26 protein-coding genes are annotated in these 20,700 nt (G+C 62.4%); 13 read left to right on the top strand and 13 right to left on the bottom strand.

From position 1 onward, the window contains the following. Nucleotides 1-144: 144 nt before the first annotated feature. Genes AB7933_RS14095 through AB7933_RS14065 form a run of 7 tightly spaced genes read left to right on the top strand, consistent with a single transcriptional unit; the run spans nt 145 to nt 6,584 of the window. Entirely contained in the window at nt 145-1,173 is a 1,029-nt protein-coding gene (locus tag AB7933_RS14095) for an ABC transporter ATP-binding protein (protein WP_024074862.1), read from the top strand. Beyond that, nucleotides 1,170-2,015, top strand: a complete 846-nt coding sequence (locus tag AB7933_RS14090) for an ABC transporter permease (protein WP_024074861.1) — start codon at nt 1,170-1,172, stop codon at nt 2,013-2,015. Before AB7933_RS14095 ends, AB7933_RS14090 begins: the two co-directional genes overlap by 4 nt. A gap of 4 nt (nt 2,016-2,019) precedes the next feature. Then, nucleotides 2,020-2,814, top strand: a complete 795-nt coding sequence (locus AB7933_RS14085; RefSeq protein WP_024074860.1) for an ABC transporter permease — start codon at nt 2,020-2,022, stop codon at nt 2,812-2,814. Next, nucleotides 2,814-3,104, top strand: a complete 291-nt coding sequence (locus AB7933_RS14080; RefSeq protein WP_024074859.1) for a (2Fe-2S)-binding protein — start codon at nt 2,814-2,816, stop codon at nt 3,102-3,104. The genes AB7933_RS14085 and AB7933_RS14080 overlap by 1 nt, the downstream gene beginning before the upstream one ends. Then, on the top strand, nt 3,101-4,444 hold the full coding sequence (locus AB7933_RS14075) for an NAD(P)/FAD-dependent oxidoreductase (RefSeq protein ID WP_024074858.1): 1,344 nt from the start codon (nt 3,101-3,103) through the stop codon (nt 4,442-4,444). The genes AB7933_RS14080 and AB7933_RS14075 overlap by 4 nt, the downstream gene beginning before the upstream one ends. Then, nucleotides 4,441-5,538 carry an NAD(P)/FAD-dependent oxidoreductase gene (locus AB7933_RS14070; protein ID WP_024074857.1) on the top strand — a complete coding sequence of 366 codons (1,098 nt, stop codon included), beginning with the start codon at nt 4,441-4,443 and terminating at the stop codon, nt 5,536-5,538. Before AB7933_RS14075 ends, AB7933_RS14070 begins: the two co-directional genes overlap by 4 nt. Before the next feature lie 14 nt (nt 5,539-5,552). Beyond that, complete coding sequence (locus AB7933_RS14065) at nt 5,553-6,584, top strand: ABC transporter substrate-binding protein (RefSeq protein ID WP_024074856.1); 1,032 nt, start codon at nt 5,553-5,555, stop codon at nt 6,582-6,584. A gap of 45 nt (nt 6,585-6,629) precedes the next feature. Here AB7933_RS14065 and AB7933_RS14060 read toward each other — a convergent pair whose 3' ends face one another. The 5 genes from AB7933_RS14060 to AB7933_RS14040 form a co-directional block, all read right to left on the bottom strand. Then, on the bottom strand, nt 6,630-7,109 hold the full coding sequence (locus tag AB7933_RS14060; RefSeq protein WP_024074855.1) for a hypothetical protein: 480 nt from the start codon (nt 7,107-7,109) through the stop codon (nt 6,630-6,632). Further along, a complete protein-coding gene (locus AB7933_RS14055; RefSeq protein ID WP_024074854.1) occupies nt 7,106-7,312 on the bottom strand; it encodes a hypothetical protein in 207 nt (68 codons plus the stop codon). Before AB7933_RS14055 ends, AB7933_RS14060 begins: the two co-directional genes overlap by 4 nt. 219 nt (nt 7,313-7,531) lie before the next feature. Then, a complete protein-coding gene (nadE, locus tag AB7933_RS14050; RefSeq protein ID WP_024074853.1) occupies nt 7,532-8,341 on the bottom strand; it encodes an ammonia-dependent NAD(+) synthetase in 810 nt (269 codons plus the stop codon). Between the two features lies 1 nt (nt 8,342). Next, a complete protein-coding gene (gene pncB, locus AB7933_RS14045; protein WP_024074852.1) occupies nt 8,343-9,560 on the bottom strand; it encodes a nicotinate phosphoribosyltransferase in 1,218 nt (405 codons plus the stop codon). Nucleotides 9,561-9,571: 11 nt separating this feature from the next. Further along, nucleotides 9,572-10,219: a nicotinamidase gene (locus AB7933_RS14040; protein WP_024074851.1), complete on the bottom strand. Its 648-nt coding sequence runs from the start codon at nt 10,217-10,219 to the stop codon at nt 9,572-9,574. Between the two features lie 146 nt (nt 10,220-10,365). Between AB7933_RS14040 and AB7933_RS14035 the strand changes: the two genes are divergently transcribed. Beyond that, a complete protein-coding gene (locus tag AB7933_RS14035; protein ID WP_024074850.1) occupies nt 10,366-11,058 on the top strand; it encodes an NUDIX hydrolase in 693 nt (230 codons plus the stop codon). 94 nt (nt 11,059-11,152) lie between these two features. On the opposite strand, the gene AB7933_RS14030 is transcribed toward AB7933_RS14035, so the two are convergent. Both AB7933_RS14030 and AB7933_RS14025 read right to left on the bottom strand, forming a co-directional pair. Then, nucleotides 11,153-11,926: an L-iditol 2-dehydrogenase gene (locus tag AB7933_RS14030; RefSeq protein WP_024074849.1), complete on the bottom strand. Its 774-nt coding sequence runs from the start codon at nt 11,924-11,926 to the stop codon at nt 11,153-11,155. A gap of 17 nt (nt 11,927-11,943) precedes the next feature. Continuing rightward, nucleotides 11,944-13,269, bottom strand: a complete 1,326-nt coding sequence (locus AB7933_RS14025) for an ABC transporter substrate-binding protein (protein WP_024074848.1) — start codon at nt 13,267-13,269, stop codon at nt 11,944-11,946. 210 nt (nt 13,270-13,479) lie between these two features. Between AB7933_RS14025 and AB7933_RS14020 the strand changes: the two genes are divergently transcribed. The 3 genes from AB7933_RS14020 (at nt 13,480) to AB7933_RS14010 (ending at nt 16,564) form a co-directional block, all read left to right on the top strand. Next, a complete protein-coding gene (locus AB7933_RS14020; RefSeq protein WP_024074847.1) occupies nt 13,480-14,418 on the top strand; it encodes an AraC family transcriptional regulator in 939 nt (312 codons plus the stop codon). A 155-nt stretch (nt 14,419-14,573) separates the two neighbouring features. Continuing rightward, entirely contained in the window at nt 14,574-15,521 is a 948-nt protein-coding gene (locus tag AB7933_RS14015) for a nucleoside-specific channel-forming protein Tsx (RefSeq protein WP_024074846.1), read from the top strand. 14 nt (nt 15,522-15,535) lie between these two features. Next, entirely contained in the window at nt 15,536-16,564 is a 1,029-nt protein-coding gene (locus tag AB7933_RS14010) for a purine-nucleoside phosphorylase (protein ID WP_024074845.1), read from the top strand. Between the two features lie 176 nt (nt 16,565-16,740). Here the strand turns inward: AB7933_RS14010 and AB7933_RS14005 are convergent, their stop codons facing one another. The 3 genes from AB7933_RS14005 to AB7933_RS13995 all read right to left on the bottom strand — a co-directional run bounded on the left by AB7933_RS14005 (nt 16,741) and on the right by AB7933_RS13995 (nt 18,758). Further along, nucleotides 16,741-17,700 carry a quinone oxidoreductase family protein gene (locus tag AB7933_RS14005; protein ID WP_024074844.1) on the bottom strand — a complete coding sequence of 320 codons (960 nt, stop codon included), beginning with the start codon at nt 17,698-17,700 and terminating at the stop codon, nt 16,741-16,743. Nucleotides 17,701-17,730: 30 nt separating this feature from the next. Next, on the bottom strand, nt 17,731-17,904 hold the full coding sequence (locus AB7933_RS14000; RefSeq protein WP_024074843.1) for a DUF1427 family protein: 174 nt from the start codon (nt 17,902-17,904) through the stop codon (nt 17,731-17,733). 89 nt (nt 17,905-17,993) lie between these two features. After that, a complete protein-coding gene (locus AB7933_RS13995) occupies nt 17,994-18,758 on the bottom strand; it encodes an AraC family transcriptional regulator (protein ID WP_024074842.1) in 765 nt (254 codons plus the stop codon). A 116-nt stretch (nt 18,759-18,874) separates the two neighbouring features. Here AB7933_RS13995 and AB7933_RS13990 point away from each other — a divergent pair, with 116 nt between their 5' ends. Continuing rightward, nucleotides 18,875-19,117, top strand: coding sequence for a DUF6555 family protein (locus AB7933_RS13990; RefSeq protein WP_024074841.1), 243 nt, complete (start codon nt 18,875-18,877; stop codon nt 19,115-19,117). Nucleotides 19,118-19,133: 16 nt separating this feature from the next. Then, the gene (locus AB7933_RS13985) at nt 19,134-19,406 is read left to right on the top strand and encodes a hypothetical protein (protein WP_024074840.1); all 273 of its coding nucleotides are present in this window, start codon (nt 19,134-19,136) and stop codon (nt 19,404-19,406) included. 61 nt (nt 19,407-19,467) lie between these two features. Here the strand turns inward: AB7933_RS13985 and AB7933_RS13980 are convergent, their stop codons facing one another. From AB7933_RS13980 to AB7933_RS13970, 3 genes are all read right to left on the bottom strand, one after another. Beyond that, nucleotides 19,468-19,638 carry a metallothionein gene (locus AB7933_RS13980; RefSeq protein WP_081329179.1) on the bottom strand — a complete coding sequence of 57 codons (171 nt, stop codon included), beginning with the start codon at nt 19,636-19,638 and terminating at the stop codon, nt 19,468-19,470. 88 nt (nt 19,639-19,726) lie between these two features. Beyond that, the gene (locus AB7933_RS13975) at nt 19,727-20,179 is read right to left on the bottom strand and encodes a DMT family transporter (RefSeq protein WP_024074839.1); all 453 of its coding nucleotides are present in this window, start codon (nt 20,177-20,179) and stop codon (nt 19,727-19,729) included. A 4-nt stretch (nt 20,180-20,183) separates the two neighbouring features. Beyond that, nucleotides 20,184-20,672: a DMT family transporter gene (locus tag AB7933_RS13970; protein ID WP_024074838.1), complete on the bottom strand. Its 489-nt coding sequence runs from the start codon at nt 20,670-20,672 to the stop codon at nt 20,184-20,186. Nucleotides 20,673-20,700 lie beyond the last annotated feature (28 nt).

The following is a 20,700-nucleotide window of genomic DNA, read 5'->3' as shown; positions in this document are numbered from 1 at the left end:
CTGCGTCCACAGGGGCGAAATGAACAACAACCGGCAGCCGACTTGAGATCGAGCGCCAACGCACCCGCAACACTCTTTTCGCATCTGCCCAAAACAAAAAAAGCGCGTTTCGACGCGACTGAAAAAAAAAGGTGGAACGCAGACATGGCATTTCTCCAACTCAACGCCTTGAGCAAACGCTACGGCGCCGTCGACGCGGTGGTCGCCACTGACTTGGCCGTGGAAAAAGGCGAGTTCGTTTCCCTGCTCGGCCCCTCGGGCTGCGGCAAGACCACTACCTTGCAAATGATCGCCGGCTTCGTCGAGGTGAGCGGCGGCCAGATCCTGCTCGACGGCCGCGACATCACCCATGCCAAGCCCGCCAGCCGTGGCCTGGGCGTGGTGTTCCAGAGCTACGCGCTGTTCCCGCACATGAGCGTGCGCGACAACGTCGCCTTCGGCCTGAAGATGCGCAAGGTGCCGGGCAGCGAGATCGCCGCCAAGGTCAAGACCGTGCTGGAGCTGGTGCGCCTGGCCCCCCACGCCGACCGTTACCCACGGGAGTTATCCGGCGGCCAGCGCCAACGCGTGGCCCTGGCGCGCGCCCTGGTGATCGAGCCGCCGGTGTTGCTGCTGGATGAGCCGCTGTCCAACCTCGACGCCAACCTGCGCGAAGAGATGCAGTTTGAAATCCGCCGTATCCAGTGCGCGGTGGGCATCACCACCTTGATGGTCACTCACGACCAGGCCGAGGCGCTGTCCATCAGCGATCGTGTGGTGGTGATGCAAGCCGGGCGCGTGACCCAGATCGATGTGCCGTACACCCTGTACGAACACCCCCGCACGCGGTTTATCTCGGACTTCGTCGGCAAGGCCAACCTGCTGCCCGGCGACTATGACGAGCTCGGCACTGCGCAGGTCCGCCACGCCAAGGGCGACGGCGAGTTGGTGTTGAGCCTGCGCCCGGAAAAAATCCAGCTGGTGGACGCCGGCACCGGCCGCCTGCAAGGCCAGGTCGTCAACCGCTACTTCTTCGGCAGCCAGTGGCTGTACCGCCTCCAGACCGCGCTGGGCGAAATCACCGTGGTGCGCAGCAACGACGGCAGCGCGCCGTTGGGCCATGGCGCAACGGTCGGCCTGGATTGGCAGGCCGACCTGCTGCGGGTATTGGCGACGGATGAGGTGCACGCATGAGTCGGGGTTATTGGCTCTCGCTGCCGGCGCTGGTGCTGTTCGCCGGGCTGCTGATCCTGCCGTTGGGCCTGACGCTGGTGCTGTCGTTCAACGTGTTCGACTATCAGGTGGGTGTAAAGGCGGATGAATGGACCTTGGCCCATTACCTGTCGTTGTTCAGCGATGCGTACTTCTACGAGATCTTCTGGCGCACCTTCTGGATCAGCGCGTTGGTGACCTTGCTGTGCGTGGTGATTGGCGTGCCCGAGGCCTACATCCTCAGCCGCATGGGCACACCGTGGCGCTCGATCTTCCTGATTTTGATCCTCACGCCGCTGTTGATTTCGGTGGTGGTGCGGGCGTTCGGCTGGAGCCTGCTGCTCGGTGCCGACGGGCTGGTGAACCAGATGATCCAGATGCTGGGCGGGCGCCCGGTGAAGCTGTTGTACACGCCGTTCGCGGTGATCATTGCGCTGGTGCACGTGATGCTGCCGTTCATGATCATTCCGGTGTGGACCTCGCTGCAAAAGCTCGACCCCTCGGCCGAACAGGCGGCGTTGTCGCTGGGCGCAAGCCAGGCCACGGTGATGCGCAAGATCGTGTTGCCACAGGTCATGCCCGGCGTGCTGTCCGGCACCTTGATTGTGTTCGGCCTGGCCGCCAGCTCCTTTGCGATCCCCGGCCTGCTCGGCGGACGCCGCCTGAAAATGGTCGCCACCGTGGTGTACGACCAGTACCTCTCGGAACTCAACTGGCCCATGGGCGCGACCATCGCGGTGGTGCTGTTGCTGGTCAATCTGCTGATCATGCTGAGCTGGAACCGCATGGTCGAAGGCCGCTACAAAAAGTCCCTGGGGGTTTAAGCGCATGTCCAGAAACGGTCCTTTGGCCCTCGGTTTCCATGGTTTGGTGGTGCTGTTCATGATGGCGCCGCTGGTGGTGGTGTGCCTGGTGGCTTTCACCCCGGAAAACACCTTGAGCCTGCCCACCTCGGGTTTCTCACTGCGCTGGTTTCGCGCCGTGTTCGAGCGGGCCGACTTTATCCAGGCGTTCTATAACAGTCTGATCCTGGCGTTTACCGCCGCGACCTTGGCGACACTGATCGCGGTGCCGGCAGCGTTGGCGATCAGTCGCTATCAGTTCCCGGGGCGCAACTTCTTCAGCACCTTGTTCCTGTCACCAATCATCATCCCGCACCTGGTACTGGGCGTGGCGATGCTGCGCCTGTTTGCGCTGATGGGGGTGAATGGCAGCTTCACCTGGCTGATGTTGGCGCACGTGGTGATCATCACGCCCTATGTGCTGCGCCTGGTATTGGCGGCGGCGGTCGGCATGGATCGCAGCGCCGAGCAGGCGGCCGAGTCCCTCGGCGCCGGGCGCATCACGCTGTTTCTCAGGGTGACGTTGCCGATGATTTTGCCCGGCGTGGCCGGTGGCTGGTTGCTGGCCTTCATCAACAGTTTCGATGAGGTGACCTTGTCGATCTTTGTCAGCTCGCCAGCCACGCAAACCCTGCCGGTGCGCATGTATGTGTACGCCACCGAGTCCATCGACCCGATGATGGCGGCGGTGTCGGCGCTGGTGATTGCGCTGACGGCGGCGACCATGATTCTGCTCGACCGGGTCTACGGCCTGGACCGCGTGCTGGTGGGGAAACATTGATGGCTCTGTTCAAACGATTGGCCGAGACCGCGCGCCCTGCCGTGGCCTTCACCCTCGACGGGCAACCGGCCACCGGCCTGCGCGGCGACACCCTGCTGACCGCCGTGCTGACCTGCGCCGAGCACCTGCGCGGCAGCGATTTCAGCGCCGAGCGCCGCGCCGGTTTTTGCCTGATGGGCGCCTGCCAGGACTGCTGGGTGCGCCTGGAGGATGGGCGGCGGGTACGCGCCTGCTCGACGTTGCTGGAAGAAGGCCAGGTGATCAGCCGTGATCCGGGGCGCCAGCTATGAAGCCGGTGGTGATTGTGGGCGCAGGCCCGGCGGGGATCAGCGCGGCGCGCACCCTGCTCGACCACGGCATCAAACCTTGCCTGATCGATGAAAGCCTGCTCGGTGGCGGGCAGATCTATCGGCGCCAACCAGCGGGTTTCCAACGCTCAGCCAAGCAGGTCTACGGTTTTGACGCGCGCAAGGCAGACGCTGTGCACCGCACGATGGATGAGTTGGCCGGTTTGATCGACTATCGGCCCGAAACCCTGGTGTGGAATGCCGAGGACGGTCGCCTGGACACGCTCAAGAGCGGCCGTGCCGAGAGCCTCGAGTATTCGCGGATCATCGTCGCGACCGGCGCCACCGACCGCATCCTGCCTGTTTCGGGCTGGACCTTGCCCGGCGTCTACAGCCTGGGCGCCGCGCAAATCGCCTTGAAGTACCAGGGCTGCGCCATCGGCGAACGGGTGGCGTTTTGTGGCAGCGGGCCATTGCTCTATTTAGTGGCTTATCAATACGCCAAGGCCGGGGCCAAGGTGGTGGCGGTGCTCGACAGTGCGCCGTTCCGTGCGCAATGCCGTGCGTTGCCGGCGCTGCTCGGGCAACCGGCGACGTTGGCCAAGGGCTTGTATTACCGCGCCTGGCTGAGCGCCCACGGGGTTCCCGTGCATCAGGGCGTGACGCTCCAGCAGATCGAGGGCGAACAGCGGGTCAGCGGTATTCGTTGGGATAGGCAAGATTTGGCCTGTGACGCCGTGGCCTTCGCCCACGCCCTGCGCAGCGAAACCCAACTGGCGGATCTGCTCGGCTGTGAATTTGAATGGAATGCCTTGAACCGTGCCTGGTTGCCGCGCCGGGACAACGCTGGGCGCAGCAGCCTCGCAGGCGTGTACCTGGCAGGCGACGGTGCCGGGATCATGGGCGCGGATGCCGCACAGATGGCGGGCGAGCGGGCGGCGTTGGCGGTGTTGGAAGACGCAGGCGTGGCGATCGATCATCGCCGCCCCGCTGTGCTGGAGCAGCAATTGGCAGGCATCCAACGCTTTCGCCAGGGGTTGGAGACTGCGTTCCCCTTCCCTGAAGACTGGGCGGCGCAGGCACCGGATGAATTGATTGTGTGCCGCTGTGAAGAAGTCAGCGTCGGCGATGTACGCGCCGTGGTGGATGAAGGCCACTGGGAGATCAACCGGGTCAAAGCCCATTGCCGGGTTGGCATGGGCCGCTGCCAGGGCCGCATGTGCGGGCTGGCGGCAGCCGAGATCGTCGCTGAGCGCAGTGGCCGCGGGATTGAACACGTCGGCCGCTTGCGTGGCCAGGCACCGATCAAGCCGCTGCCGTTTGGCGTGCAGGTGCAGCCATGATCGACGTCATCGTGTTGGGCGGCGGGATCGTCGGGGCTTCGGCGGCCTTGATGCTGGCGCACAAAGGCCAGCGCGTGGCCCTGGTAGAGCGGGACTTTTGTGGCTCGCATTCCAGTGGCGTGAATTACGGCGGCGTCAGGCGCCAGGGTCGGCCGTTGCATCAGTTGCCGCTGTCGCAGCGCGCCCACCAGCTGTGGGCCGACCTGCCGGGGTTGATCGGTATCGAGGGCGAATACGTGCGCTCCGGGCATCTGAAACTGGCGCGCAGTCATGCGGATTTCGCCGCGTTGCAGGCCTATGCCGAGCAAACCCGAGGTTTTGGCCTGGGCTTGCAGCTGCTCGATCACGCCGAACTGCGCGCACGCTTCCCTTGGGTCGGCGATATCGCAGTGGGGGCTTCACTGTGCCCCGAGGACGGGCACGCCAACCCGCGACTGGTGTCCCCCGCCTTCGCCCGTGCGGCGCAACGCCTGGGCGCATCGGTATACGAGCAGGCCGAGGTGATCCGCATCGAACATGACGGCCGCCATTTCCGCGTGCACTGCGCCAACGGCCTGCACCTGCAAGCCCCCTGGTTATTGAACTGCGCCGGCGCCTGGGCCGGCACCCTCGCCGCGCAATTTGGCGATCCGGTGCCGATCATTTCGGCGCACCCGGCCATGTTGGTCACCGAACCGCTGCCGGTGGTGATGAACGTGAGCACCGGTGTCGAAGGCGGTGGGATTTATGCGCGCCAGGTGGCCCGCGGCAATTGCATCCTTGGCGGCGGGCGCGGCTTTGCCCTTGGCCCCCGGCAGGCGCGACCCGGGCAAGCGGCAGTGCTGGAAATCCTGCGCAATGCCGCCGAGCTGTACCCGTTCCTCAAGGGCGCCCAGGCGATTCGCACCTGGAGCGGCACCGAAGGTTACCTACCCGATCACGAGCCGGTGATCGGCCCCAGCAGCACCCAACCTGGCCTGCTCCACGGTTTCGGCTTTGCCGGCGCCGGGTTCCAGCTGGGCCCAGCGGTCGGTGAAGCCCTGGCAGAGATCGTCTGCGACGGGGCCAGCCGCCAACCCATCGAAGCGTTTTCCATCCGTCGTTTCCAAGCCTGAGAGGAAAAACATCCATGAACACTCGTATTGCGCTGTCCTGCTTGTCCCTCGCTCTGCTCGCCTCCACCGCCCATGCCGCGCCGACGCTGTACCTGGGCATGAACGGCGGCACCATGGAACGGGTGTACGCCGACAAGGTGTTGCCTGCGTTCGAGAAGGCCAACAACGTCAAGGTGGTGATCGTGCCCGGCACGTCGTCGGACATCCTCGCCAAGGTCCAGGCCAACAAAGACAACCCGCAGATGCACGTGATGTTCCTCGACGACGGCATCATGTACCGCGCCATCTCCATGGGCTTGTGCGACAAACTGGCAGCCAGCCCGACCCTGGAACAGATCCCGGCCAAGGCGAAGATCAAGGACCAGGCCGTGGCCGTGACGTTGGGCGTCACCGGCCTGGGCTACAACGCCAGGATGTTCAAGGAAAAAGGCTGGGCCGCCCCCACCTCATGGATGGACCTGGCCGACCCGCGCTTCAAGGACAAAGTGGTGTTCCAGTCCGTGGCCTCTTCCACTTTCGGCCTGCACGGTTTCCTCATGTTCAACCGCCTCCAGGGCGGCGACGAAACCAACGTGGAGCCCGGCTTCAAGGCCTGGCCAAAAACCGTCGGCCCCAACGTGCTGGAATATATCGCCAGCTCCGCGAAAATCTCCGAGATGGTGCAAACCGACGAAGCGGCGATCTTCCCCCTCACCCCAACCCAGGTGGCCACCCAGAAACTCCTCGGTGTGCCAATGGAATACGCGCAACCCAAGGAAGGCGCCGTGGTGCTGAACGTGGCCGAGTGCGTGATCGCGCGTAATGACCAACCGGAACTGGCACAGAAACTCGCCGCCTTTTTGCTGACCGCCGAGGCCCAGGCCCCGGCGCTGGAGGAAGGCGACCAGATCCCGTCGAACCCGACCACCCCGACCACCGACAAGACCCGAGCGCGGGTAGAGGCGATGCAGGGGTATTTGCAGACGGCGATTTCGATCGATTGGGACCAGGTGAACCAGGCGCGGCCGGAGTGGAATGCGCGGTGGAGTCGGTCGATTGAGCGGTAGGCGGGTATAGCTTGCGCTCCCACGTTGTTGACGTGGGAGCCGCCGTTACCCTTCCCTGCCCGCCCTGGCCTTGAGTTTATTGCAGTAATTTTTGTAGATCGCTCTCGCGGTATTTCGTTGGATGCGGATTTCAAATAATTTTTGCCGCATTTCCCGGTGGCGTTCGGTATTGAGCAGAAGCAATCCCAGGAGTGGAAATACAACGCCCAGAGAAAACGCCACGGTATGCGGGCGGTATTGAATCGTTGGTATGACCAGCATCAGGCAGAAAGCGAAATAGCCCGCCAGGAGTCCAACTGCCCAGTTGAAGCCACGCACAATCATGAAATTGGAAAACCCGAAGAAAAACGTCAGCGACAGAAGCCCCCACCCCATCAATTCGGTTCTCAGTGACGGCTCGAGCTTGCGCAAATAGTGATCATCAACCAGCACGGTCACCATAGCGGTTGAGAAGATAGCCATGAATATCGTGCTCATGAACACTGGAAAGTTACGGCGGAGAAGACGGAGAGGTGACTCATTCACGCTGAAATCTCCTCGTACCAGCCCACAACTATCGTCGTGGCATTTCCAACGTGACCATGTTGATAACTTCCAGCCAGCCCCGAAATCCCGCCCAGAACATCGTTTAATGGTTCGTTGAAGCGTCGAACCCTGCGGCTTTCTACCCGTTCACGGGGGGTGAGGTGGGCCCAGGGGAAACCGTCCTTCAATACGCTGCTAGCCATTCATTTGCTCCTGAACTCACAAGAGCGCAGAGCGTAAAGAATCAATATCCGTCAAGAATGTAGGAAGGTTTCCTTTTTTAAGACAGGCACTTCCCGATCTGGTCTCAGCGCCTTGTAGTCAATCCTGGGAATGGGAAAGGTACCGCCGCAGAAAGCCGATGGCGGGCCGATCCGGTTCGGCTGGAATATTCGCGAGCACATCAACATTTGATCGTCCGTTCAAGCGGGAACTATCGGCAGCGCGCGTTTGTGCGCTGTCTTGCTGTACGCCCCTTCGACAATCGTCCTCACCCGCTCACTCACCGGCTCGCCCATCAGGTAGGCATCGATCTCTTCGTACGTGCAGCCATAGGCATGTTCATCCAGCTTGCCCGGTACGAGTTCTTCCAGGTCGGCAGTGGGCTGCTTGTGCACCAGGTTCGTCGGGGCCCCAAGGGCACTGGCCAACAGACGTACCTGGGTCTTGGTCAGGCCCGACAGCGGTGCCAGGTCACAGGCGCCGTCGCCGAATTTGGTGAAGAAGCCCATCAATGCCTCGGCGCCGTGGTCGGTGCCGACGACCAGGCCGTTGTGCAGGTTGGCCACGGCGTACTGGGCGATCATGCGGGTACGGGCCTTGACGTTGCCTTTGATGAAGTCGACATGCTCCGCACTGGCTTCAGTGGCGCTCAGGCTGGCCATCAGGCCGTCGACGCTGGCGGCGATGTCGAGGGTGTCGATCTGGTCCGGAGCGATGAAGTCCAGGGAGGCCTGGGCGTCGTGTTCGTCGGCCTGGCTCTTGTAGGGCAGGCGCATGGCGATAAAACGCGCGGCGTAGTCCTCGGCCCGCAGTTGCTCCACCGCCAACTGGCACAGGCGACCGGCGGTGAGCGAATCGACGCCGCCGCTGATGCCCAGTACCAGGGCCTTGCAGCCTGAGTGGCGCAAGGTGGTCTTGATGAAGTCGATGCGCCGTTGGATTTCCTTGGCTTCACCGCCCTTGACCAGTTGCCGATCGATATTCAGTTCCTGCGCGATACGTTCTTGCATGTCACACCTCCACCCTGCCCACGTTGAACACCTGTGCCGCGTACTGCAAAAACGAGGCGTCTTCGCAGACATTCTTGATCGGATCATCGGAGAATTTCACCACCGGTTCGCCGTGCACCCGTACCAGCTTCATGACGATACTCAGCGGCTCGACGCCCTCCACATCGCACGCCAGGCTGGTGCCCATGCCGAAACCGAACTTGGCCTTGCCACGCACGTGACGCAGGATCGGCAGGCATTTTTCGAAGTTCAGGCCGTCGGAGAACATCAGGTCCTTGGTCATCGGGTCGATGCCCAATGCTTTGTAGCGGGCCAGGACTTTGTCGGCCCAGGCGATGGGATCGCCGGAGTCCTGGCGCAAACCGTCGTACAACTTGGCGAAGTACAGGTCGAAGTCCTTGAGGAAAAAGTCGGTGCTGATGGTGTCGGTCAAGGCAATGCCCAGGCGGCCGCGGTATTCACGTACCCAGTTTTCCAGGCCGGCGTTCTGGCTTTCGCGCAAGCGCCCCAGTTGCTGGTGCACCATCATCCACTGGTGAGCCATGGTACCAATCAGCGGCAGGTCGAATTCGTAGGCGAGGTGCGCGTTGCTGGTGCCCACGAAGTGGCCGGGGAAGTCGCGGCGCATGATGTCCACCACTTCACGCTGGGCCTTGAATGACAGGCGCCGACGGGTGGAAAAGTCAGAGACGCGCAGGTCGGCCAGCTCGTCGCGACTGAGGTGTTTCTCCAGCCAATCGAATTTCTGGTAGAGCTTGCGGGTGACGTCTTCCAGAGTCACGTCCGGGTACTTGTCGCGGTTGCGCAACTCACTGACCAGCGCCAGCACCGGCTGCTCGAACATGATGCAGTGCAGCATCGGGCCGACCACGCGGATATTCAGCTGGCCGTCGATTTCGCTGACGTGGATGTAGCGCAGGTTGAAGCGGAACAGGCCGAGGAAGCGTTCGTAGTCGGGGGTGAGGTATTCGCGAAAGCGTGGGTTGAACAGGAAGCGCAGCTCGCCTTCGCGCATTTGCAGGCCGGCGAGTTTCTCCAGCTCGGCGCGCAACTCGGGGATCAAGTGACCGAGTTTTTCCCTGGAGCGCACGATGAAGTTGTATTCGACGTCGACGTTGGGGTGCTGGTGCAACACCGCCTGCATCATGGTGAAGGTGTAGTAGTCGGTGTCGAGCAAGCCCTGGATCACCGGGGCTTCGTAGTCGTAGGCACTTTCCATGGTGTGTCTCCTTAACGCGTGGCCATCGCGGCCAGTTCTTCGCGGGTGCTGCTGATCACAGCCCCGGCCTTGAGCAACTCATTGACGGCCTGCACGCTCCCCTCGTCGCTGATTCCTCGGCATGCCGGCAGGTGCAGGACCACCTCCAGGCCAGCCTTGAGCAGTTGCAGCGCAGTGGTCTTGACGCAGTAGTCCAGGGCCAGGCCGCCGACAATCACACGGACCACGCCTTGGGCCTTGAGGTATTCGATCACGCCCGTGGAGAGCTTGTCGTGCAGGTCGTGGTAGCAGGCGCCGTAAGGGTGCAGGTCGGGTTCGACGCCTTTCCAGATGAAGTAATCGTAGTCATATGGGGCGGGCAACTCGTCCAGCAGGGTGAAACCCTCGGTGCCCGGCACGCAGTGGCTGACCCAGGTGACATCGGCGTGCGCCAGGCCGGTGGGTTGCAGCATCTCGCTGGGCTGGGCAACCACCCAGGGGGCGTGCGGGCTGTGGGCATCTTTGCTGCCGATGCGGTGGCCGGCGAGGCTGGCCATGTAGTTGAGTTCGGCACCGATCTGGTCACCACCCGCCACCGGCAACTCGTTGGGGCACAGCGGCGTAAAGCTCTTCTGGGCGTCGACGTCGAATGAAGCGATGGCAGTTTTCGAGAGGGTCATGGCGGTTCTCCTGTGGCCTGGAAACAAAAGTACACGTCATGTACTTTCATTGCAAGAAACATTTGTTTATCTATTCTGGACTCAGTACATGACATATCTATTCGATCCGTTAGACTGTGCCCCACCGCTGTTTACAAGGACTCCACATGCCACTGAGCGCCTACCTCCACACCGTCGACCTCTGCGTGCTGTGCTACTGCCGCGCGGAGGGAGAATTAAAGCTGCTGCTGAATAAACGCGACGCCGAGCCGTTCGCCGGGCATTGGGCGCTGCCGGGCGTGGTGGTGAATGGTGGGGTGCAGGATCTGAGCCTCCAGGATGCCGTGGAACGCTTGCGCGCCAGCAGCAAGGTTGGCCTGGCGTTGGCCTGGAGCGAGCAAGTGGGCACGGTGGGCGATGCGTTTCGCGACCCGCGTTGCTGGTCGTCGTCCACTTATTACCTGGCGATCGTCGCCGATGAGGTGGCGCTGGGTGAGCATCAGGGCTGGTTTTCGCTGAAGGCGGTGGCCGATGGCAGCATCAAGTTGCCGTTCGATCACAACAGCATCGTCGCGGCCGTGCAGGAGCGGCTGTTGTCCAAGTCGCTGTACAGCAACTTGCCCTTGATGTTCCTGGGCCATGAGTTCAGCGCGCCGGAAGCGACGACGATCTTCTCGCTGGTGCTGGCGCGGCCAGTGTTGAAGACCAGTATTCGCCAGCGCCTGTTGAAGCTGACGGAGGCAGGGTACTTGCGCGAGACGGGACGCAAGAAGCAAGGCGAAGGCGGCAGGCCCCAGGCGACGGTGGAGAACCTGAGACCTGGGGAGGTTTATTTCTTTGATCGCAGTTTTGCTGACTAGCCTCGATTTAAAGAACACCGATCATCCAATGTGGGAGGGGGCAAGTCGAATCGTCGCACCGCCCCTCCCACATTATTTTGATTGGGGTATGGCTTCAGCTCATCCAGTTGCCGCCATCGACGTTATAGGTTTGCGCCACCACATAATCGGCCTCCTTCGACGCCAGGAAAATCGCCATCCCGGTCAAATCCTCGGCCGTCCCCATCCGCCCAAACGGCACCTCGGCCGCCACCTGCCGCTTCTTCTCGCCCGGCGCCAGCCCTTCATGCTTGGCGAACAATGCATCCACGCCGTCCCAATGCTCGCCATCCACCACTCCCGGCGCGATGGCGTTGACGTTGATGCCCTGCTTGATCAGGTTCAGCCCCGCCGATTGCGTGAGGCTGATCACCGCCGCCTTGGTCGCGCAGTAGATCGCCACCAGCGGCTCGCCACGACGCCCGGCCTGGCTGGCCATGTTGATGATCTTGCCGCCATGGCCCTGGCTGATCATCTGCCGTGCCGCCGCCTGCAACGTGAACAACGTGCCGGCAACGTTGATCGAGAACAGCCGCTCATAACTGTCGCGGGTGATATCGACGATGGGCGCCAGGTCGAACAGTGCGGCGTTGTTGACCAGGATATCCAGCTTGCCGGCCTGTGCCACCACGGCGGCAATTGCGCCGTCGATGGAAACTTGGTCGGTCACGTCCATCGCCACCGCGTAAGCCTGGGGCCCGAGTTCGGCCGCTGTGGCCTGGGCGCGTTGCAGGTTGATATCGGCGATGGCCACGGTCGCGCCTTCGGCGATATAGGCCTGGGCAAAGGCGCGGCCAATGCCGCGCGCCGATCCGGTGATCAGCGCGCTCTTTCCTTCGAGTCGTTTCATGGGTTTGTCCGTCAACGTTATTTGGGATAGCCGGCGCGTTTCATCTCACGCTCGGTAGTGGACTGGGCCTGCTGCAATGCCTGATCGACCGACATGCCGCCGGTCAACGCCGCCGAAAGCAGCTTGCCGACGGAAGTGCCGATGGCCTGGAACTCGGGGATGGTCACGTACTGGATGCCCACGTACGGCACCGGCTGGGCCGAGGGATGCGCGGGATCGGCGTGCTTCATCATCTCCAGGGTGACCTGGGCGAACGGTGCGGCCTTCAGGTAGGCCGCGCTGTAGGTGGATTGGCGCGTGCCCGGCGGTACGTTGGCGAGACCCTCCTTGTCAGCCACCAACTGGATGTAGTCCTTGGAAGTGGCCCAGGTGATAAAGGTCCTGGCGGCGTCCTTGTGCTTGGACGTGGCGGGGATCGCCAGGGACCAGGCATAGAGCCAGGAAGAGCCTTTGTCGGTGACTTCGGTGGGCGCGGCGACGAACCCTACGCTGTCGGCGACCTTGCTCTGGCTCTTGTCGGTGGTGAACGAGCCGGCGACGCTGGCATCCACCCAAATGGCGCATTTGCCACTGTTGAACAGTGCCAGGGTTTCGTTGAAGCCGTTGCTGGACACACCCGGCGGGCCGTATTGCTTGAGGGTGTTGACGTAGAAGGTGGCCGCCGCGGTCCACTCGGGGCTGGTCAATTCCGGCTTCCACTGCTCATCGAACCAGCGTGCGCCAAAGGCGTTGGCCATGGTGCTGAGCAGCGCGATGTTCTCGCCCCAGCCGGCCTTGCCGCGCAGGCACATCCCGTATTGGTCTTGGTCTTTAGCCGTGAGCCTGGCGGCGAACTCGCCGAGCTGGGTCCAGGTGGGGTGCGCGGGCATGCTCAGGCCGGCTTGCTTGAACAGGTCGGTGCGGTAATAAGTGACGGTGCTTTCGCCGTAGAACGGCAAGGCGTACAGGGTGTCGTTGACCGACAGGCCCTGGCGCACCGAGGGGAAGATGTCTTCGGCGTCGTAGTCGGCGGGCAGTTGGGTCAACGGCTCCAGCCAGTGCTTGGCGCCCCACAGCGGGGTTTCGTAGGTGCCGATGGTCAGCACGTCGAACTGCCCGCCCTGGGTGGCGATATCGGTGGTGAGGCGTTGACGCAGCACGTTTTCTTCCAGCACCACCCAGTTGAGCCGGATGTCTGGGTGCTGCTGCTCGAACACCTTGGACAGGCGTTGCATGCGGATCATGTCGCTGTTGTTGACCGTGGCGATGGTCACGGTGTCGGCAGCCTGGCTGGGCACGGCCAGTGCCAGGCCGGACAGCAGGAACAGTGCTTGCGGGAACGTGGCTTTGCAGGACTGGAGCATGGCGGTTTGCACCTGTTGTTTTTGTTGTCGAGGGCCGATTACAGCAGCTTGGCCAGGCCCTAACAAACCCATGGCGCATGCACGACTGATACTTTTTTAACCGCCGGCCCCGGATCAAAAAAGTATCAGCGCCGGACGAAACCAGAGGTAGCGCTGCCGTTGCCAACCCGCGTATTTTGAGGCGATTCCACAAGCAAAAGAGGCATCAGCATGCCCGTCGACCGCGCCGCCCTGTTCGAACACCGCCCTGCCGAGCTGGAAGTGATCCTGCCCGAACCTGAGCACGGCTTTCGCTGGTTCGAACATGACTACCCTTTTGAGCTGGCGCGCTGGAACCACCACCCCGAATTCGAAATCCACCTGATCCGCCAGGGCAGTGGCAAGCTGGTGGCGGGCGACTATATCGGGGCGTTCAGCGCCGGGCATGTGGCGCTGATCGGCCCGGACCTGCCCCACGACTGGATTGGCGAGCTGGCACCCGGCGAATACCTGAAGGGTCGCGATGTGGTGCTGCAATTCGACGGCGCCGCCCTCCTCGCCCTGCGCAAGACCCTGCCGGAGCTCGGCGACTTGCACACGCTGTTCGAACAGGCCCGGCGCGGCCTGGAGTTCAGCGGCGACACCGCCGCGCAGGCTGCGCGTTTGCTCGAGGCCATCGGCAGCGCCCACGGCCTGCAACGCCTGATCCTGTTCCTGCAACTGCTCGACACCCTGAGGAACGCCCCGCCACCCGAGGTGAAAGCCCTGGCCAGCGCCTGCTACGCACCAACCCTGGACGCGCGCAGCGCCGAGCGCATCAACAAGGCGTTCGACTACCTGATGCGTGAACTGACCGGCGACTTGCGCCTGTCGGTCATCGCGCAGCAACTGGAGATGAGCGAACCGGGCTTCTCACGCTTCTTCAAGCGCAATACCGGCCACGGGTTCATTGACCTGATGCGCAAGTTCCGTGTGCAGCGCGCCTGTCGCCTGTTGCTGCAAAGCGAGATGTCGGTGGCGGATATCTGCTTTGAGGTGGGCTACGCCAACCTGTCCAACTTCAACCGGCACTTTCGCATCGAGATGCACCAGACACCCAGCGAATACCGGCGCGAAACCGCCATGCACTTGTTCAATCGGATTGAAACAATGACACCGCGTCATTTCTGATCAAAAGGTCGATTAATCGCGATTTTTTCCAGTCCATTCAAACCATTGCGCAAAGTTGGTACGACCTGTGCGAGCGTGTGCGCAACGAACTTGGTCGCCAAGTTCGCCTCAACCCGAAGAATCGGGTTCAAACCGCGTACGAATAGGGATTTTCAATGCACTTGACCTCAAGGCGTCCTGCTTATTTTGGTGTTTCCCTGCTACTGGTTGCCGTTACGGGAGTACTCAGCCCGCCCATTTTGGCGCAGCAACCGCCCATCGATGACTCAGCACAGGGCGAAACCCTCAGCCCGGAAGCCAGCCCGGCGAAAAAAAACGTGTACCTGTCGGACTGGTTTAACCAGGACCTGACCTTGATCGGCAGCAAGGACATCAGCTTCGGCCCCAAGCCGCAGGACGATGTCTACCTGGAATACGAGTACTTCGGCCGCAAGGGCCCCTTCGAGTTGTACGGCTACATCGACGTACCGAAGATCCTCGGCATCGGCAACAGTCACGACAAAGGTGCGTGGGACCATGGCTCGCCGGTGTTCATGGAGCACGAGCCGCGTATCTCCATCGATTACCTGGCCGGCCGCAGCCTGGCCATCGGCCCCTTCAAGGAATGGTACGTGGCCTTTGACTGGATCTATGACCACGGCAGCAACCAGGCCAACCGTGCCAACACCCTGTACAGCGGCCTCGGCACCGATATCGACACCCACTCGCGTGTCAACCTCTCGGCGAACTTCTATGGGCGTTACCAGTGGGAAAACTATGGCGCCAGCAATGAATATTCGTGGGACGGCTACCGTGCGCAAATGAAATACATCGTGCCCATCGACACGTTCGACAACGGTGCCTCGCTGACCTATATCGGTTTCACCAACTACGATTTCGGCTCGGACCTGCACAAGGACAACCCGGCCCGTACCGCCAACGCGCTGGTGGCAACCAACGTGCTGCTGTATTCATTCACCCATTTGCGCTTCACCCTGGTCGGCCGTTATTTTCATAACGGCGGCAACTGGGAGGATGGCAGCGAATTGAATTTCGGCGAAGGCAACTTCCGCGCACGCTCCGACGGCTGGGGTTACTACGCTGGCGTGGGCTACCAATTCTGATCAAGGAGTACTGGATGAAAGCGTTTACCCGTCTCACGCTGGCTATCGGCCTGACCCTGCTGCCCCACATGGTGCTGGCTGACACACCCACGCCGATCAAACCGAAAGTGATGCTGATCACCATGTTCGCCCCTGAGGCGCAAACCTGGATCGAGCGCATGGAACTCAAGCAGGAGGTGCGCGTACCGGGCTTGTCCGCCGACTACCCGGTGGTCCGCTGCAACACCCAGGACGTATGCCTGCTGGTCACCGGCATGGGCCAGACCAACGCCGCCGCGTCCACCCTGGCCCTGGCGTTGTCGCCCAAGTTCGACCTGCGCCACAGCTATTTCCTGATCGCCGGGATCGCCGGCATCAGCCCCAAGCACGGCACCCTCGGCACGGCCGCCTGGGCCCACTACCTGGTGGAATTCGGCACCCAGTGGGAGCTGGATTCGCGGGATGCACCCAAGGATTGGCCGACCGGGTATATCGGCATCAACACCAAGGGGCCCAACGAAAAGCCGCCACTGGACTACAAGACCGAAGTGTTCGAGCTGAACCCCAAGCTGCAGGCCAAGGCGTTCGCCCTGTCGCACAAGGTCGAACTCACGGAAAGCAAAGAGTCCGCCGCCTGGCGCAAACACTACCCCGCCGCCCCCGCCAACCAGCCGCCGCAAGTCACCCGTTGCGACACCCTGGCGGGCAATACCTGGTTCTCCGGCACGCGCCTGAGCGAACGCGCCGAGGTGTGGACCAAGCTGCTCACGGACAACAAAGGCGAATACTGCACCACCCAGCAGGAAGACAACTCCACCTATGAAGCTTTGCTACGCGCCAGCCGTGAAGGGTTAGTGGATATCCAGCGCCTGGCCGTCGTACGTGCCGGATCGGACTTCGACCGCCCGTACCCTGGCTACAGCGAAGTGGACAACCTGCTCAAATACGCCGACCAGGGAGGGTTCGTACCCGCGCTGGAAAACCTGTACCGCACGGGCAATCCGTTGGTACAGGCGATCCTGAAGAACTGGTCGGCATGGGAAAAAGGCGTTCCCGACGCCTAGTGCCGAGCGAAATGTAGGGCAGCGTCCATCGCCGTCTGTAGGAGCGAGGGGGACGCCTAGTTCTTGCTCGCGAAAAACTCACAGGCGCCGCGTTCATTCAGGAAGCGCGCGTTATCGTTGAGGTTTTTCGCGAGCAAGCTCGCTCCTACAGAAAGGCCTTAACTGCCCCGATCGTGTCAGGGCAGCAAGATGATTTTGTCGGCGCTGCCTTGATTCACGTCCTCATAGCACTGCACGCCATCGGCCAGCGCCACTTCGCGCTGGCCAGTCGGCAATGGCAGTTGCCCTTCATCGAAAAAGCGTCCGAACTGCTCCAGCATCACCGCGCATTGCTCGCAGTTGTAGAGCAATGAATTGATGCCCACCACCGAGCCACCCTTGCGGTACAGGGCCAGGGCCGGCAGTTGTACGTGGCCGTCCACCGGTGCGGCAATGATCGCGATGCGGCCAAACGGAGCCAGGCCGGCCACGGCGGCTGGCAGCCAGAAACCGGTGGTGTCGAAGATCACATCGGCGCCGCCCTTGAACACCGCATGAACCTGCGCGCCCAGTTCTTCGGGCTTGCCCAACGCAATGGCGTCGAACCCTTGCCCCTGCAACACCTCGACCTGGTCAGCCTTGCGCACCGCCGCCAACACGTGGGCGCCGCGGATGTTCGCCAAGGCCAATGCCGCACTGCCCACAGCACCATTGGCGCCGATCACCAGCAACCGCGTGCCTTTGCCCACGCCACTGCGCTCCAGCGCATCCCAGGCCGTGGTGTACGGCACTCCCAGGCTGGCGGCCTGGGAAAAACTCAGGTGCGCAGGTTTATGCGCGACACCTTTGGCCGACACGGTGAGGTACTGGGCGTGGGAACCGTCAGCGAAAAACCCCAGGTCGCGGCCGGTGCCCCAGACTTCCTGGCCCACCAGTGCCTGCGGACCTTGCACGACCACGCCGGCAAAGTCGCGCCCAGGTATGCGCGGCACTGTGGTGTAGGGGAAACGCCCGAGTACGTTCTTCACGTCGCTGGGGTTAAGGCCCGCGGCCTTGATCTGGACCAGCACCTCATCGGCGGCGGGCACCGGGGTGGCAACCTCGACGAAGCGCAGGGCAGCGAGGTCGCCGGTGGCGGAAAATTGCAGTGCATTCATGGCCAATATCCATCGAGGGGAAGAAAGGGATCAGGACAACCAACCGGCGACCAACTGCCGGCCCATGGGCCAGAGCTGCTCACCGAGCAGCATGCCCATCAGGCCCACCAGCGCGATGGCCGGCGGTGCGGGCGAACGAAAGTCCAGGGCGCCGTAGATCAAGCCGACGAACAGGCCGATAGCCAGGGAAATCAGATAGTTCATGGTGGTGAGTGCCTGATGGGTAGATGGGCCCAGTGTAGAGAGCCCATCGCTGAAGCATCGGCCAAGTGCTTCAGGATTTCGGCCAACCCTCAGCCGTTGTATTGCGACGGTGCCACACCGAGCTCGCGGCGGAACATGTCGCTGAAACTGCTCGGCGAATAGCCCAGGGAGCGCGCGATAGCACTCACCGACTGGCCCTGGATCAACTCAGCCACCGCCGTGGCCAGTTGCACCTGGCGACGCCATTCGGCGAAGCCCATGCCCAGGTGGTTCTGGAACAGTCGCGCCAGCGTCCGCACACTGGCGCCGGCCGCTTCGGCGTGTTGCTCGAAGGGAATCTCCAGGGACGGCGCCGCCATGACCGCCTGGCAGGCATTGATCAGCCGCCGGTCGACGCCCACCGGCATGGCGATGCGAATGGGCGAGCGGCGCGCACGTTGCAGCTCCAGCAAGGCCAGGCCGACCACCGCGTCGTAATAGCCTGCATCGCCAGTGTCCCCCTGCTCCACCAGCGTGACGATCAACTCGCGCAGCAACCCACCGACTTCGATGACCTGCACCTGGCTGTCCAGCGTCGTCGCCAAGGCTGGACGCAAGTAGATATTGCGCATTTGCAAATCCGAGACCACGCGGATGCCGTGCTCCACCCCCGGTGGCAACCACACCGCCCGCTGGGGCGGCACCACCAGCGCCTCCTGGGGTGTCTCGACCCACATCACGCCGCTCATGGCGTAGAGCAACTGGCCCCAGTCGTGGCTATGGGGCTCCACGTACAAACCGCGCGGGTAGGTGCGGGCCAGGGGCAGTACGGGGACGGCGTGGTCACTGAGGTCGGGGGGCGCGGCCTGGGCCATGGGAAACACATCGTTCAAGGGTGAGCCGCCATGGTAATGACCACCGCTCGACAATCCGAGTGAATTTTTGCGGCCCACGAGGATCACTTGCTTACACCTGAAGGTTTGATGGGCCCATGAATAACGCAAAACTGTTTGTGATCGACTACACCCTGCATGGCGAACCCAAGTCATTCATCATTCGCCTGGAACAGCTCGATGCCGCTCAAGCCTGGCATTGGGCGAGCTGTGACGCCGGCGTGGGGCGCATCGGTCGCTTTGCCCGTGAGCAAGTGAAGAAAACCAGCCAGGAGCAGGCCGAGAAATTCGGCATTGAAAACGTACAATGGCGCCGCTCGGATGCGCGCGCCCAGGCTTGATCAAGGAGCGATACCCATGGATTCAACCCGGCAAGTCAACGGCAAGGCCCGGATTGACTACACCCAGGACACGCTGTTCGGGCCACTGGCCAAGCATGTCGAATGCCAAGTGAGTGTGCAGCAAAGGGCCGGATGGCTGGTGTTGAAGGTGTTCCAGCCACTGCCCGATGATCTACATGCCGCGCAAACCGTAGTGTTTGCATTGGAGGGGCGGCGCACCAGCGCCGTGGTGAAAGACAGCCACCGCCTGGCCGATCACAGCCTGCGCCTGGAACTGGAAACCCAATAGCCCAAATCGAACCGCTGAAGCGTGGGAGGAAGCAGGCCCCCTCCCACCGTCATAACTGCGCTCAGCCTTTGGCCGACTTGGCGCACTCACACCCCGTCGGCGCTGCACAGGGTTCGCCATGGGCATGGTGCTCGGCACAGCCCTGGCAGCAATAACCCTTACCGTCTTTCATTACTGCATCAGCCCCCAACACGCACTTGCAGTGTGGGCAGGCACAGGTTGCATCTGGCATGGTCAGACTCCTTCTTCATGGTCGTCCGGTGCGGCGAGCGCCAGCACCTTAAGCAGTGACTGCGGGCCGGCGCGGATGGTTCCAACCATCAATCGGTGCGGGTATTGCTGCGGTACATGAACACCAGCGCCAGGGCCAGGCAGGCCATGGCCACGATGCGGCTGCCCGACAATTCGATCGCCGGGTTGCCCAGCCAGCCGAAGTTATCGATCAACATACCCATGCCCAACTGCCCGACGATCACCGCGACAGTGGCGACCGCCGTGCCGACCACCGGTACCGCGCCGACCATGACCATCATGTACACCACGCCGAACAGCGCGCCGGTCAGTTGCCATTTCGGCACGTCCAGCAGGCTCAAGGCCTGGGCCGGCTCGAAGAAGAAAATCAACAGCGCAGTGGTCAATGCGCCCACCGCAAAGGTCAGCAGGCTGCTGCGCAATACCCCCACCGCCTGGCCCAGGCGACCATTGATCGCCGCCTGCACACTCAACACCGCACCCGCGGCAATCACCAGCACCAATAACAGAATCAGGTTCATTGCCTTACCCTCGTGCAATCAAAACAAGTGCCGCCACAATCAACGCCAAGGCGATCCAACGCTCGCCATTGACCCGCTTGCGCGCGGTGCCGAACCAACCGAAATGGTCAATCAGCACGCTCTTGCCGACCTGGCCCGACAGAATCGCGATCATCGTCATCGCGATACCGATATGCGGCGTGGCCAGGGTCAACACCACCACATACATCGGCCCCAGGAAGCCGCCGATCAACTGCCAGCGCGGCAAGTCGGTCAACGCCGGGCCCTTTTGCGGGCCGCTGAACAACAGCAGCAAATACAGGATGGCCGAGCCGACGCCGAAGATGCTCAAGGTCGCCCACAAGTGGCCCACCTGCACACCCAACGGCCCGAGCAAACCGGCTTCCACGGACAAGCCCATGCCCGCCAGGATCACCAGTGGCAACAACAGCAACCTGAGCGCATTTTTTTTCGTGGTGGCCCGCGCCACACCCTCGATAGAACTGGCCTGCATACATCACCTGCGCTTTAACAAAAGATTG

It is taken from the genome of Pseudomonas gorinensis (assembly GCF_042015035.1).
GTDB lineage: Bacteria > Pseudomonadota > Gammaproteobacteria > Pseudomonadales > Pseudomonadaceae > Aquipseudomonas > Aquipseudomonas gorinensis.
This window is presented reverse-complemented; position numbering and strand designations above follow the sequence as displayed.

Bases quoted from the DNA above. Each gene is read 5' to 3' on its own strand.
- AB7933_RS14040 (WP_024074851.1), bottom strand. From the start codon at position 10,219: ATGACCCTCTCGAAAACTGCCATCGCTTCATTCGACGTCGACGCCCAG.
- AB7933_RS14020 (WP_024074847.1), top strand. From the start codon at position 13,480: ATGCCCGTCGACCGCGCCGCCCTGTTCGAACACCGCCCTGCCGAGCTG.
- AB7933_RS14025 (WP_024074848.1), bottom strand. From the start codon at position 13,269: ATGCTCCAGTCCTGCAAAGCCACGTTCCCGCAAGCACTGTTCCTGCTG.
- AB7933_RS13985 (WP_024074840.1), top strand. From the start codon at position 19,134: ATGGATTCAACCCGGCAAGTCAACGGCAAGGCCCGGATTGACTACACC.
- AB7933_RS13970 (WP_024074838.1), bottom strand. From the start codon at position 20,672: ATGCAGGCCAGTTCTATCGAGGGTGTGGCGCGGGCCACCACGAAAAAA.
- AB7933_RS14030 (WP_024074849.1), bottom strand. From the start codon at position 11,926: ATGAAACGACTCGAAGGAAAGAGCGCGCTGATCACCGGATCGGCGCGC.
- AB7933_RS13995 (WP_024074842.1), bottom strand. From the start codon at position 18,758: ATGGCCCAGGCCGCGCCCCCCGACCTCAGTGACCACGCCGTCCCCGTA.
- AB7933_RS14005 (WP_024074844.1), bottom strand. From the start codon at position 17,700: ATGAATGCACTGCAATTTTCCGCCACCGGCGACCTCGCTGCCCTGCGC.
- AB7933_RS14035 (WP_024074850.1), top strand. From the start codon at position 10,366: ATGCCACTGAGCGCCTACCTCCACACCGTCGACCTCTGCGTGCTGTGC.
- AB7933_RS14065 (WP_024074856.1), top strand. From the start codon at position 5,553: ATGAACACTCGTATTGCGCTGTCCTGCTTGTCCCTCGCTCTGCTCGCC.
- AB7933_RS14090 (WP_024074861.1), top strand. From the start codon at position 1,170: ATGAGTCGGGGTTATTGGCTCTCGCTGCCGGCGCTGGTGCTGTTCGCC.
- AB7933_RS14055 (WP_024074854.1), bottom strand. From the start codon at position 7,312: ATGGCTAGCAGCGTATTGAAGGACGGTTTCCCCTGGGCCCACCTCACC.
- AB7933_RS14000 (WP_024074843.1), bottom strand. From the start codon at position 17,904: ATGAACTATCTGATTTCCCTGGCTATCGGCCTGTTCGTCGGCTTGATC.
- AB7933_RS14070 (WP_024074857.1), top strand. From the start codon at position 4,441: ATGATCGACGTCATCGTGTTGGGCGGCGGGATCGTCGGGGCTTCGGCG.
- AB7933_RS13980 (WP_081329179.1), bottom strand. From the start codon at position 19,638: ATGCCAGATGCAACCTGTGCCTGCCCACACTGCAAGTGCGTGTTGGGG.
- AB7933_RS14015 (WP_024074846.1), top strand. From the start codon at position 14,574: ATGCACTTGACCTCAAGGCGTCCTGCTTATTTTGGTGTTTCCCTGCTA.
- pncB (WP_024074852.1), bottom strand. From the start codon at position 9,560: ATGGAAAGTGCCTACGACTACGAAGCCCCGGTGATCCAGGGCTTGCTC.
- AB7933_RS14010 (WP_024074845.1), top strand. From the start codon at position 15,536: ATGAAAGCGTTTACCCGTCTCACGCTGGCTATCGGCCTGACCCTGCTG.
- AB7933_RS14080 (WP_024074859.1), top strand. From the start codon at position 2,814: ATGGCTCTGTTCAAACGATTGGCCGAGACCGCGCGCCCTGCCGTGGCC.
- AB7933_RS14095 (WP_024074862.1), top strand. From the start codon at position 145: ATGGCATTTCTCCAACTCAACGCCTTGAGCAAACGCTACGGCGCCGTC.
- AB7933_RS13990 (WP_024074841.1), top strand. From the start codon at position 18,875: ATGAATAACGCAAAACTGTTTGTGATCGACTACACCCTGCATGGCGAA.
- AB7933_RS13975 (WP_024074839.1), bottom strand. From the start codon at position 20,179: ATGAACCTGATTCTGTTATTGGTGCTGGTGATTGCCGCGGGTGCGGTG.
- AB7933_RS14085 (WP_024074860.1), top strand. From the start codon at position 2,020: ATGTCCAGAAACGGTCCTTTGGCCCTCGGTTTCCATGGTTTGGTGGTG.
- nadE (WP_024074853.1), bottom strand. From the start codon at position 8,341: ATGCAAGAACGTATCGCGCAGGAACTGAATATCGATCGGCAACTGGTC.
- AB7933_RS14075 (WP_024074858.1), top strand. From the start codon at position 3,101: ATGAAGCCGGTGGTGATTGTGGGCGCAGGCCCGGCGGGGATCAGCGCG.